General features: G+C 68.3%; 8 protein-coding genes. 5 read left to right on the top strand and 3 right to left on the bottom strand.

Annotated features, from left to right (window positions below; translation table 11 throughout):
• Together OKW76_RS02470 and OKW76_RS02465 are read right to left on the bottom strand one after the other, a co-directional pair.
• Positions 1-1623 (bottom strand): tetratricopeptide repeat protein, encoded by a 1623-nt coding sequence (locus OKW76_RS02470; RefSeq protein ID WP_265550826.1) that lies wholly within the window; start codon positions 1621-1623, stop codon positions 1-3.
• A gap of 1 nt (position 1624) precedes the next feature.
• The gene (locus tag OKW76_RS02465) at positions 1625-3286 is read right to left on the bottom strand and encodes an electron transfer flavoprotein-ubiquinone oxidoreductase (protein WP_265550824.1); all 1662 of its coding nucleotides are present in this window, start codon (positions 3284-3286) and stop codon (positions 1625-1627) included.
• A 152-nt stretch (positions 3287-3438) separates the two neighbouring features.
• Here OKW76_RS02465 and OKW76_RS02460 point away from each other — a divergent pair, with 152 nt between their 5' ends.
• The 5 genes from OKW76_RS02460 (at position 3439) to OKW76_RS02440 (ending at position 9530) form a co-directional block, all read left to right on the top strand.
• On the top strand, positions 3439-4161 hold the full coding sequence (locus OKW76_RS02460; RefSeq protein ID WP_265550822.1) for a uracil-DNA glycosylase family protein: 723 nt from the start codon (positions 3439-3441) through the stop codon (positions 4159-4161).
• 26 nt (positions 4162-4187) lie between these two features.
• Positions 4188-5936: a lytic transglycosylase domain-containing protein gene (locus OKW76_RS02455; protein WP_265550820.1), complete on the top strand. Its 1749-nt coding sequence runs from the start codon at positions 4188-4190 to the stop codon at positions 5934-5936.
• Positions 5926-6453 (top strand): molybdenum cofactor biosynthesis protein B, encoded by a 528-nt coding sequence (moaB, locus tag OKW76_RS02450; protein ID WP_265550818.1) that lies wholly within the window; start codon positions 5926-5928, stop codon positions 6451-6453. The genes OKW76_RS02455 and moaB overlap by 11 nt, the downstream gene beginning before the upstream one ends.
• A gap of 172 nt (positions 6454-6625) precedes the next feature.
• Positions 6626-7699: a PA0069 family radical SAM protein gene (locus tag OKW76_RS02445; protein WP_265550816.1), complete on the top strand. Its 1074-nt coding sequence runs from the start codon at positions 6626-6628 to the stop codon at positions 7697-7699.
• Positions 7700-7751: 52 nt separating this feature from the next.
• Positions 7752-9530 carry a cation:proton antiporter gene (locus OKW76_RS02440; RefSeq protein ID WP_265550813.1) on the top strand — a complete coding sequence of 593 codons (1779 nt, stop codon included), beginning with the start codon at positions 7752-7754 and terminating at the stop codon, positions 9528-9530.
• Between the two features lie 109 nt (positions 9531-9639).
• On the opposite strand, the gene alaS is transcribed toward OKW76_RS02440, so the two are convergent.
• On the bottom strand, positions 9640-12282 hold the full coding sequence (gene alaS, locus OKW76_RS02435; RefSeq protein ID WP_265550811.1) for an alanine--tRNA ligase: 2643 nt from the start codon (positions 12280-12282) through the stop codon (positions 9640-9642).
• Positions 12283-12368 lie beyond the last annotated feature (86 nt).

The raw sequence follows: 12368 nt of genomic DNA, 5'->3' as shown, positions 1-12368 counted from the left end.
TCAGCGCGCCGCGGTCACCGGGGCAAGCCCGTCGGCGAGCTTGCCCGCGAGCCGCTTGGCATCGTCGCCCTCGGCATGGACCGCGGCGGCGCGCCAGGCATAGCGCGCCTCGTAGCGCCGGCCGGTGCGCCAATAGGCATCGCCCAGATGCTCGTTGATCGTGACATCGCCGGGCTCGGCGGCGGCGGCCTGTTCGAGCAGCGGCAATCCCTTGTCCCATTGGCCGCGCTGGACATAGGCCCAGCCGAGCGAATCGGTGATCGACGGGTCATCGGGGCGCAGCGCCCGCGCCTGTTCGAGCAGCTTCTGCCCCTCGGCCAGATTCTCGCCGCGTTCGACCTGCGCATAGCCGAGATAATTAAGCGCCACCGGCTCCTGCGGCGCGAGCTCGACCGCGCGGCGAAGAAAGGGCAGCGCCTCGTCCCAGCGCCCCGCCTGTTCGAGCGCGCCGCCGCGCTGGAGGTTGAGCACCCAATCGGCCCCCTCGCCCGCGCGCGCCATTGCCGTCGCATAAGCCGCGGCGGCATCGTCGAAGCGGTTCTGGTCGACCAGCAGATCGCCATAGGATTGCGCCTCGGTCACCGTTGCGCCGGGTGCGTCGGCGAGCGCCTTGGCTGCGGCGAGCGCCCCCGCCTCGTCCTCCATCCGCGTCAGCACCGTCACGCGCGCCGCCTGCGCGACGCTGGCGAACGCGCTTTTGGCGCCGATCGAATCGAGCAGCGCGAGCGCTCGGGTCCCCGCCCCCTGCTGCGACAGCGTGTCGGCGAGCAGCAACCGCGCGCGATCGTCGGTCGGATCGAGCAGCAGCGCGGTGCGGCCGAGCAGGATCGACAGCGGCGAGGCTTCGTCGCGCCCCAGGTCGGCGGCAAGCCGGGTAAACAGCCGCGAGGCACCGAACGCCGCCCCCGCCTTGGCGCCGCGCCCGAGCGACGATCGCTGCGCCACCAGCACCGGATCATTGCCGCCCAGCAGTTCGCGCGCGAGCTTGCCCTGGCGCTTGCCCTGGAACAGCTGCGCGGCGTTCAGCCGCAGGTCGAGGCTGGCCTGGTCGTTGCCGAGCAATGCGCTGAGCGCGTCGGCGGCCTGTGCATAGTCACCTTGCGCGATCAGCAGCAGCGCGCGGTTTTCGGCGGCGTAGCGGCGCGAAATGACATTGGCTTCGGCGGCGGCGAGCTCGGCAGCGGGGTCGGCGGCGCCTTCCTCGAACGCCACCCAGGCGAGCAGCACCGGGCCGACGAAATCGAGCGGGCCTTGCGCCACTTGCGCGGCGGCGGCGCGCGCGCCCGGCCAGTCGCGCGCGCGCACCCGATCGGCATAGCGCAGCATCACCGTATCGGCGGGCGCGACGTTCGAGCGTTCGAGCACCGCGAGCGCGCGGCGCGCGAGATCGAGATCGCCCACCGCAATCCCTTCGCGAAACGCGCGGATCGCGATGACTTCGTTGCCCGGATCGTCGGCGAGCGCGATCGCATAGCCGCGCGCGGCGATGTCGGCGGCGCCATCGGCGGCGGCGGCGCGCGCGCGGACATAGGCGGCGAGGCTGGCGCCGGTCGGCGGGTCGTTGGCGGCGAGCGCGGGCGACACCACCAACATCGCGGCGATCGCTGCGCCGGCGATTCCCACCCTACATGTTCGGATAATTGGGCCCTCCGCCGCCTTCGGGCACCACCCAGTTGATGTTCTGCGTGGGGTCCTTGATGTCGCACGTCTTGCAGTGGACGCAGTTCTGCGCGTTGATGACGAACTTCGGATCGCCGGTTTCCTCGCCCACCACTTCATACACACCCGCGGGACAATAACGCTGCGCCGGCTCGTCGTACAAGGGCAGGTTGTGCGCGATCGGCACGGCGGGGTCCTTGAGCGTCAGATGGACCGGCTGGTCCTCCTCGTGATTGGTGTTCGACAGAAACACCGACGAGAGGCGATCGAAGGTCAGCACGCCATCGGGCTTGGGATAGGCGATCTTGGGGACGTCCTCGGCGCGCCACAGGCTTTCGTGATCGGGATGGTGGCGCATCGTGCCGGGCATCTTCACCCCCAGATGCTCGGCCCACATATGCACCCCCGACAGCCCCGACCCGATCAGGTCGCCATGCTTTTTGACCAGCGGCACGACGTTGCGGACGCGGCGCAATTCCTCGCGGACCCAGCTGCTCTCATAGGCGCTGGCATAGGCGGCGAGCTCGTCGCCGCGGCGATCGGCGGCGACCGCTTCGAACGCCGCCTCGGCGGCCATCATCCCGGTCTTCATCGCGGTGTGGGTGCCCTTGATCCGCGGCACGTTCACGAAGCCCGCCGAACAGCCGATCAACGCGCCGCCGGGGAAGATGAGCTTGGGCACCGACTGGAAGCCGCCGTCGTTGATCGCGCGCGCGCCGTACGACACGCGCTTGCCGCCTTCGAGGATCGCGGCGATCTCGGGGTGGGTCTTCCAGCGCTGCATTTCGTGGAAGGGCGAGAGGTGAGGGTTCGAATAGTTGAGCCAGGTGACGAAGCCCAGCGCCACCTGGCCATTGGCCTGGTGATACAGGAAACCGCCGCCGTTCGATCCTTGCGTCTCGCTGAGCGGCCAACCCTGGGTGTGGATCACTCGGCCGGGGACGTGCTTGCCGGGGGCGAGGTCCCAGAGCTCCTTGACGCCGAGGCCATAGACCTGCGGGTCGCAATCATTGCGCAGGTCAAAGATGCGCATCAGCTCTTTCGACAGATGCCCGCGCACGCCTTCGGCGAAGAAGGTGTAGCGCGCGTGGAGCTCGAGGCCTGGCTGCCAATCGGACTTGCGCGTGCCGTCCTTGGCGATTCCCATGTCGCCGGTGGCGACGCCCTTCACTGACCCGTCTTCGTCGAACAGTATTTCGGCGGCGGCGAAGCCGGGGAAGATTTCGACCCCAAGCCCTTCGGCCTGTTCGGCGAGCCAGCGGCACAGGCTGCCGAGCGATCCGGTGTAGCAGCCTTCATTGTGCATGATGGGCGGCAGCGCGAATTCGGGGAGCGAGCTTTTGCCCTTTTTCGAGAGCACCCAATGGTGGTTCTCGGTCACCGGGGTCTGCGCGAGCGGACAACCCATCTCGCGCCATTCGGGCAGCAATTCGTCGAGCGCCTTGGGATCGATCACCGCTCCCGACAGGATGTGCGCGCCGACCTCGGAGCCCTTTTCGAGCACGCACACCGACAGCTCGCTGCCGGCGTCGTTCGCGAGCTGTTTGAGCCGGATCGCCGCGGACAGCCCGGCAGGCCCCGCGCCGACGATCACGACATCATAGGGCATCGACTCGCGTTCACTCATCCCAGTCTCCATTCGGCGGCGTGGTCCCGATGTGCCGCACTTCGCGTGCCGGCATTGACCGCCACCCGGTCGTCGCGCCAAGGCACCGCCCTGGCAGAAGTTCGGTGCACGCAGATTGACCCAAAGGTCAAGCTGCCGTCGGGTAGGTGGGTATGGGGGCAGATCAACACAACGACTGGCAGGCCGCCACCGCGAGTGCGCTCGAATGGTGGGCCGATGCCGGGGTCGATGTGCTCGTCGAAGACCAGGTCCGCGACTGGTTCGCGGCGCCGGTACGCGCGGCGCCCTTGCCCGCGGTTGCCGCCGCCGAACCCGCAGCCGTCGCGGTTGAGGCCGAATTTCCCGAAACGCTCGAGGCGTTCCTGGCCTGGCGGGTCGGCGAAGGCGCGCCCGAGGCGAAGTGGAACGCGCCGATCGTCGAGGGCGAAGGCGATCCGACCGCCGACCTGATGGTGATGCTCGACCATCCCGCCGGCGACCGGTTGCTGCTCGATGCCGAGGCGCGGCTGCTCGATCGGATGCTCGCGGCAATCGGGCGCAGCCGGGGGGACGTGTACCTGACGACATTGTGTCTCGCCGCGCCGCTCGCCCAGTCGATCCCCGCCGACGACCAGCCCGCCTTGGTCGCCCGCGCGCAGCATCTGGCGGCGCTGGCGGGCACCAAAACGGTGCTGCTGCTGTCGCAATCGGCGAGCCGTGCGTTCCTCGGGACGGACCGCGCTAACGCTCGCGGCTGTTTTCATGACATTAAGCACTGGCAGGCCAAGTTCTCGGCAATCTCCAGCGTGCACCCCCGGTTCCTGCTGAGCAGCCCGGCGCACAAGCGGGAGGCCTGGAAAGATTTGCAGTTGTTGCTTGGGGGAAAGCGCACGTGAGTATCCGCGCCATTATCGCCGTTGCCATGGTCGCCGCACCCGCGGCTGCGCATGCGACCGACGACGACCAGATCCCCACCCGCCGCGGCGCGACCGCCGCCGCGATCGCGGTGCCCAAGCAGCTCGATGACGCCGAGCGTACCGCCTATCGCCAGGTATTCGCGGCGATCCGCGCCGAGCGCTGGAGCGACGCGCAGCTCCAGCTCGACGCGATGCGGCCGGGCCCGCTCCACGCGATCGCGCGCGCCGAACTCTACACCGCCAAGGGATCGCCCAAGGTCGAGCTGCTGCCGCTCCAGGCGTTGCTCGCCGAGGCGCCCGAGCTGCCGCATGCCGAGAGCCTGGCGCGGCTCGCCAAGGTACGCGGCGCCGAGACGCTGCCGACATTGCCCACCGCCCAGCGGCTGATGTGGTTCGATGGCGCGCCCAACCGAATCCGGGTGAAATCGGTCGCGAGCGATGCCGCCGCCGCCGAACTCGCGCAGCGGATGGCGCCGATCATCAAGGACGATCTGGGCGCGGCGGGCGAAGCCTTGGTCGCCGAATATGCCGATCGCCTCAGCCCCGAATGCCTGACCGAATGGCAGCAGCGGGTGGCATGGATCCATTATCTGACCGGCGACGACAGCGCCGCGCGCCGGCTCGCCGCGCTCGCGCAGCGTGGCACCGGCGAATGGGTGCCGCAGGCCGATTGGGTGCAGGGCTTGGCGGCCTGGCGCCAGCGCGACTATGCCGCGGCGCAGATGGCGTTCACCGCGGTCGCGCAGCGCGCCAAGGACGTCGATCTGCGCGCCGCAGGGCTCTATTGGGCTTCGCGCGCCGACATGGCGGCGGCGCGCCCCGATCTGGTCCAGGCGCGGCTGCAAAGCGCGGCACAGTTCAACGAAACCTTCTACGGCATGCTTGCGCGCCAGGCATTGGGCATCGCCGAGGCGACCGACCGGGTGCCGACGCGTCCCGCGGGCGCCGACTGGACCGCGCTCGAGCGTCGCCCCAATGTTCGCATCGCTGCCGCGCTGATGGAAATCGACGAGGACGTGCTCGCCGCCAGCGTGATCCGCCACCAGGCGCGGATCGGCGATCCTGCCGAATATGCTTCGCTCGCGCGCGTCGCCGGGGCGATGAACCTGCCCGCGACGCAGATCTGGCTGTCGCACAACGCCCCGCGCGGATCGACCCCGCAGGTCGCGGCGCGCTACCCTGCCCCCAACTGGACCCCCGATGGCGGCTGGCGGGTCGACAAGTCGCTGGTCTATGCGCACGCGCTGCAGGAATCGCGCTTCCAGTCCACGGTGGTCAGCCCCGCGGGTGCCTATGGCCTGATGCAGATCATGCCTGCCGCGGCGACCGATATCGGCCGCAAGAAGGGGATCGTGATCGACCGTTCGGCGCTGTCGCGCCCCTCGACCAACATCGAGGTCGGGCAGAGCTATCTAGAGAAACTGCGCGACATGCCGACCACCGGCGGGCTGCTGCCCAAGGTGATCGCGGCGTATAATGCCGGCCCCACCCCGGTCGAGGCGTGGAACCTGTCGTCGCGCGATGGCGGCGATCCGCTGCTCTACATCGAATCGATCCCCTATTGGGAGACGCGCGGCTATGTCATGACCGTGCTGCGCAACTACTGGATGTACGAGGCGCAGGGCGGCAAGGCATCGGACAGCCGCATCGCGCTGTCGCAGGGGCTGTGGCCGCGCTTCCCCGGGTTGCCGGGCAAGAGCGCGGTGAATGGCAGCGCCGCGAAGGGGGCAAGCGCCAACTACCGTGTCCGATAGCGCGGCGGCGGCGCCGATCGCGGTGCGGATCGCGGTGCTGACGGTGTCGGATACACGCCAGTTGGCCGAGGATCGCTCGGGCGATGTACTGGTGCAGCGATTGACCGATTTCGGCCATGTCCTGGCTGCGCGCGACATCGTCCGCGACGATGTCGAGACGATCGTCGCGCGGCTCCACGCCTGGATCGAGGATCCCGAGATCGACTGCATCGTCACCACCGGCGGCACCGGGGTGACGGGGCGCGACGTGACCCCCGAGGCGGTCGAACGCGTCGCCGACAAGCTGATCCCCGGCTTTGGCGAACTCTTCCGCTGGCTGAGCTTCGACAAGATCGGCACCTCGACGATCCAGTCGCGCGCCACCGCCTGCGTCGCGCGCGGTACCTACATCTTTGCACTGCCCGGATCGACGGGCGCGGTGCGCGACGGGTGGGACGGGATCTTGGCGCAGCAGCTCGATAGCCGGCACAAGCCCTGCAATTTCGTCGAGCTGATGCCGCGGTTGCTGGAGCGGTAACTGCTCCCCTCCCTAGAAGGGAGGGGCTGGGGGTGGGTCGGGTCCTGAGGTACGGGTCCGACGAGCTTTGCTGTTTCCGTAACGCGAGCACTCGACCCACCCCCGCCCCCTCCCTTGCAGGGAGGGGAGCGATGTTCTTCCTTCGTTCCTGTCGTTGTGCTATGGCTCGGGCATGCCGCCCCCCCGCCCTACCCGTGGCGCAACGCTCAACACCGCCAGCGCGCGCTTCAACCTGAACGCGCGCGAGGATGACGGCGACTGGCTCGACGATCGCGACGGCATCGATGGAGCGCCGTCGCCGGTTCGCACCACCGTCACGATCGAAACCCCGCGGATGATCCTGGCGCGCAACAGCTCGCCCGACATCCCGTTCGATCGCTCGATCAATCCCTATCGCGGGTGCGAGCATGGCTGCATCTATTGCTTCGCGCGGCCGACTCATGCCTATCACAACCTGTCGCCGGGGATCGATTTCGAGACGCGGCTGTTCGCCAAGCCGATCGCGCCCGCGCTGCTGCGCGCCGAGCTCGCCAAGCCCGGCTATGTCTGCAAGCCGATCGCCTTCGGTACCAACACCGATCCCTATCAGCCGATCGAGCGCGAATGGCGGATCACCCGCGGCTGTATCGAGGTGCTGGCACAGGCGCGGCATCCGCTGACGATCACCACCAAATCGGATCGCGTGACGCGCGATATCGACCTACTCGCGCCGATGGCGGCACAGGGGCTGGCGGCGGCGATGGTGTCGGTGACCACGCTCGATCCGCGGATCGCGATGACGCTCGAGCCGCGCGCGCCCTCCCCTGAGAAGCGGCTGAAGGCGATCGCGGCGCTGGCGGCGGCGGGCATCCCCACCTTCGTGTCGATCTCCCCGGTAATCCCGGCAATCACCGATCACGAGATCGAGCATATTTTGGAGCGCGCAGCCGACGCCGGTGCCAAGGCTGCGTTCTTCATTCCGGTGCGGTTGCCGCACGAAGTCGCGCCGCTGTTCCGCGCCTGGCTCGACGCGCATTTCCCCGATCGCGCCGCGAAGGTGATGGCGACGGTTCGGTCAATGCGCGGTGGGCGCGACAATGATCCGGGGTTCGGCAGCCGGATGCAGGGCCAGGGACCATGGGCCGATCTGCTGCGCACGCGCTTCGCGATCGCCTGCCGAAAATATGGTCTCGACGGCGAGCGCGTCCGCCTGCGCACTGACCTCTTCCGGCGACCGCCAGGCGCGCAGGGCGAATTGTTCGGCTGAGCGGGGAGATTCGAGGTTATCATGCGGCGCATCGCGCTCTAACGTTTGGGCCATGTCTCTCGATCTTCAGAATAGCGGCCTTTCCGACGCGTTGGTGATCCTCGGTGCCGCCGGGCTGGTGATCCCGGCCTTTGCGCGCTTCCGCATCAGCCCGGTCATCGGCTTCATCCTGGTCGGCATCCTCGTCGGCCCCAATGCGCTGGGATCGATGATCGGCCAGGTCCCGTGGCTCTATTATGTCAGCATCTCGGACCCCGAGGCGATCGCGCCCTTCGCCGAATTCGGCATCATCCTGCTGCTGTTCTCGATCGGGCTAGAGCTCTCGCTTAAGCGGCTTTGGGCGATGCGCGGGATGGTGTTCGGGATCGGTGCCGCCGAATTGCTGATTTCGGGGCTGGTGATCGGCCTCGCGCTCCACCTGCTCGGCCAGCCCTGGGGCGGCGCGATCGGGCTGGGGCTCGCGCTTGCGCTGTCGTCGACCGCGCTGGTGCTGCCGATCGCGGGGATGACCAGCCCGGTCGGCCGCGTCGCCTTCGCGATGCTGTTGTTCGAGGATGTCGCGCTGGTGCCGATCATCTTCATGCTCGGCGCGCTGGCGCCCACTGCCTCGGGTGAAGGCTGGAAGGGCCTGACCGACGTGGCGATTGCCGGCGGGATCACCGTCGCGATCCTGTATATCGGCGGGCGGCTGATCCTGCCGCGGCTGTTCGCGCAGGCGGCGCGCACCAAGAGCCCCGAGCTGTTCCTTGCCGCCAGCCTGCTGGTGGTGATCGTCGGCAGCGTCGCCACCGCCGCCGCCGGGCTGTCGCCGATCGTCGGCGCGCTGCTCGCGGGGCTGCTGGTCGCCGAGACCGAATATCATGGCGAGGTCGAAGCGATCATCTCGCCGTTCAAGGGGCTGGCGCTCGGGGTGTTCCTGATCTCGGTCGGCATGCAGCTCGATCTGCGGATGGTCGCGCGCTACTGGCCCGAACTGCTCGCGGCGATCGCCGGGGTGATGCTGGTCAAGGCGGTGGTGACGACACTGCTGCTGCGCGTGTCGGGCGCGCGAGCGGGCACCTCGGCCGAAACCGGGGTGCTGATGGCGAGCCCTTCGGAAACCACGCTGATCGTGCTGACCGCCGCCACCGCCGCGGGGCTGATCCAGCCTTCGACCGCGACCTTCTGGACCACCGTCACCGCGATCGGCCTGACGATCACCCCGCTGCTCGCCAAGGGCGGTCGGTTGATCGCGCGCCAGATCGAGCGCCAGATGGGCGAAGAGGCGGTCCCCGCCGAGCTCGCCGACGAACAGGGCACCGTCATCATCGGTTTCGGCCGCGTCGGTCGCACCGTGGCCGACATGCTGCGCGCGCACGACAAGCCCTATCTAGCGATCGAGGCCGATATCGACGTGGTCAACGCCGCGCGGATCGAGGGCTATAATGTCCGCTTCGGCGACGTCGCACGCAGCGACATGGTCGATCGGCTCGACCTGGGGCATGCGCAGGCGCTAATCATCACGATGGACGATCCGGTGCTCAGCATCCGGCTAACGCGGCGCGTGCGCGGCTGGGTGCCCGCGCTGCCGATCATCGTCCGCGCGCGCGACGCCAACCACGCCGCGGCGCTGTACCGCGCGGGCGCGACCGACGCGGTGCCCGAGACGCTCGAAAGCTCGCTGCAATTGTCCGAGGCGGTGCTGGTCGATCTGGGGGTCGCGGTGGGACCGGTGATCGCGTCGATCCACGAAAAGCGCGATGAGATGCGCAAGGAGATCAAGCTGGCGGCGGGGCTCGACCGCGACCCGCGGATCCGGCGGGTGCGCGGCGAGCGCGCGGTGGAGGGTTGATGCCCCCCAAAAACCCGTTCGTTTCGAGCGTAGTCGAGAAACGCTGATGTTGGCGGACGGGGCGGTTTCTCGACTTCGCTCGAAACGAACGGGTTAGGGTCCGGTAAGCTCAGCCCGCGAGCAACCCCCGTACCGCCGCCAGCGCCTCGCCGCCCTTCGCGCCATCGGGTCCCCCACCCTGCGCCATGTCGGGCCGGCCGCCACCGCCCTGCCCGCCGAGTGCCGCGACCGCAGCCTTCACCAGATCGACCGCGCTGAAGCTAGCGACCAGATCGTCGCTCACGCCGACCGCGACCGAGGCGCGACCGTCGTTCACCGCGACCAAAGCCACCACGCCCGAACCGATCCGCGCGCGCTCTTCATCGACCGCGCCGCGCAGCGCCTTGGCCTCGAGCCCGTCGAGCACCTTGCCGATGAAATTGACCGACCCCACCAAATCGGGCCCGGCAGCAGCCGCGCCACCGCCGCCCAGCGCCAGCGCCTTCTTGGCATCGGCCAGTTCGCGCTCGAGCCGGCGGCGTTCCTCGACCAGCGCCGCGACGCGCGCCGGCACATCATCGGGGGTGGTCTTGAGTACCGATGCCGCCTCGCGCAATTTTTCGTCGCGCGCATTGAGATAGGCGCGTGCAGCTTCACCGGTCAGCGCCTCGACCCGGCGGATGCCCGACGATACCGCGCCCTCGCCCACCAGCTTGAAGACGCCGATATCGCCCAGCGCGCGGACATGCGTGCCGCCGCACAATTCGAGCGAATAGGTGCCGCCATCATCGTCGGTGCCCATCGACACGACGCGGACCTCGTCGCCATATTTCTCGCCGAACAGCGCCATCGCGCCTTCGGCGATCGCCTCGTCGGGGGTCATCAGCCGGGTCGAGACCAGGCCGTTGGCGCGGATATGACGGTTCACATCGGCCTCGACCGCCGCGAGTTGCGCGGGATCGATCGCGGTGGGCTGCGAAAAGTCGAAGCGCAGCCGCTCGGGCGCGACCATGCTGCCCTTTTGCGCGACATGCTTGCCGAGCGTCTGGCGCAGCGCCTCGTGCAGCAAATGCGTCGCCGAATGATTGGCGCGGATCGCGGCGCGGCGCGCGTGATCGACGGTGAGATGGACCGCATCGCCGATTGCGATCTCGCCGGCGGTGATCGTCGCCTGGTGCGCGAAGACGCGGCCGAGATATTTGCGCGTATCGGTGATCGTCGCCACCATGCCATCGCCGGCGACGGTGCCGGCATCGCCGACCTGCCCGCCGCTTTCGCCATAGAAGGGCGTTTGGTTGACGATCAGTTCGACACTGTCGCCCGGACCCGCGCGATCAACCTTCTGGCCGTCGCGGATGATCGCGACGACGGCGGCCTCGCCCTCTTCGGCGGCATAGCCGATGAATTCGGTCGCGCCATGTTCCTCGGCCAGGTCGTACCAAAGATCGTCCGACGCCTTTTCACCCGAGCCCTTCCAGGCGGCACGCGCGGCGCGCTTCTGCTCGGCCATCGCGGTATCGAACCCGGCGCGGTCGACGGTGAAGCCCTGCGCGCGCAGGGCGTCCTCGGTCAGGTCATAGGGGAAGCCATAGGTGTCGTAGAGTTTGAACGCGGTTTCGCCCGCGAGCGTCGCGCCGCTGGGCATCCCGGCCGTCGCCTCGTCAAGCAGGCGCAGGCCGTTGACCAGGGTCTGACGGAAGCGCGTTTCCTCCTGCAGCAACGTCGCCTCGATCAGCGGCTGCGCGCGCACCAGTTCGGGGAAGGCCGCGCCCATTTCGGCCACCAGGCTGCCGACCATCCGATGCATCAGCGGATCCTTGGCCCCCAGCAGATGCGCGTGGCGCATCGCGCGGCGCATGATCCGGCGCAGCACATAGCCGCGCCCTTCATTGGCGGGCAGCACGCCATCGGCGACCAGGAAGCCCGATGCGCGCAGGTGATCGGCGATGACGCGGTGGCTCGCCTGCGTCTCCGGCGTCGGCGCGCTGCCGGTGAGCGCGCTCGATTCGGCGATCAGCGCCTTGAAGGTGTCGGTGTCGTAATTGTCGGTGACGCCCTGCAGCACCGCCGCGACTCGCTCGAGCCCCATGCCGGTGTCGATCGACGGACGCGGCAGGTCGCTGACGATGACATTGGCTTCCTGCACATGCTGCATGAAGACTAGGTTCCAGATCTCGACGAAGCGATCGCCATCTTCGTCGGGGCTGCCCGGCGGGCCACCGGCAATATGATCGCCATGATCGTAGAAGATTTCGGAGCACGGCCCGCACGGCCCGTTTTCACCCATCGCCCAGAAATTGTCGGCGGTGGCGATACGGATGATGCGATGCTCAGGGAGGCCCGCGATCTTCTTCCACAATTCGAAAGCCTGATCGTCGGTGTGATAGACGGTCGCGGTCAGCCGATCGGGCGACAGCCCCCATTCGCGCGTCAGCAAGGTCCAGGCATGGACGATCGCCTGTTCCTTGAAATAATCACCGAACGAGAAATTGCCGAGCATTTCGAAAAAGGTGTGGTGGCGCGCGGTGTAGCCGACATTGTCGAGGTCGTTGTGCTTGCCGCCGGCGCGAACGCATTTCTGGCTCGACGTCGCGGTCAGATAGGGCCGGGTTTCGAGCCCGGTGAAGACGTTCTTGAACGGCACCATGCCGGCGTTGACGAACATCAGCGTCGGATCGTTTTGCGGGATCAGCGGCGCCGATGGCACGCGCACGTGCCCCTCCTTCGCGAAATAGTCGAGGAACGAGCGGCGGATGTCGTTGGTCGATGTCATGCGCGACGCTTATGCGAGGTGCGAGCGTGGCTCAAGTCGTCCGTGCGCGGTGGTTGAGACTGGCGCCTCCCCCCGTTCGCCCTGAG

The sequence above is a fragment of the Sphingomonas sp. S1-29 genome, from assembly GCF_026167545.1.
Classification (GTDB): domain Bacteria; phylum Pseudomonadota; class Alphaproteobacteria; order Sphingomonadales; family Sphingomonadaceae; genus Sphingomonas.
Note: the sequence above shows the minus strand (reverse complement) of the source record. Positions and strands in the feature narration are given on the sequence as shown.

Excerpts from the sequence above, each read along its gene's own strand:
- OKW76_RS02465 (WP_265550824.1), bottom strand. The coding sequence starts at position 3,286 with ATGAGTGAACGCGAGTCGATGCCCTATGATGTCGTGATCGTCGGCGCG.
- OKW76_RS02460 (WP_265550822.1), top strand. The coding sequence starts at position 3,439 with ATGGGGGCAGATCAACACAACGACTGGCAGGCCGCCACCGCGAGTGCG.
- OKW76_RS02455 (WP_265550820.1), top strand. The coding sequence starts at position 4,188 with ATGGTCGCCGCACCCGCGGCTGCGCATGCGACCGACGACGACCAGATC.
- OKW76_RS02445 (WP_265550816.1), top strand. The coding sequence starts at position 6,626 with ATGCCGCCCCCCCGCCCTACCCGTGGCGCAACGCTCAACACCGCCAGC.
- OKW76_RS02440 (WP_265550813.1), top strand. The coding sequence starts at position 7,752 with ATGTCTCTCGATCTTCAGAATAGCGGCCTTTCCGACGCGTTGGTGATC.
- alaS (WP_265550811.1), bottom strand. The coding sequence starts at position 12,282 with ATGACATCGACCAACGACATCCGCCGCTCGTTCCTCGACTATTTCGCG.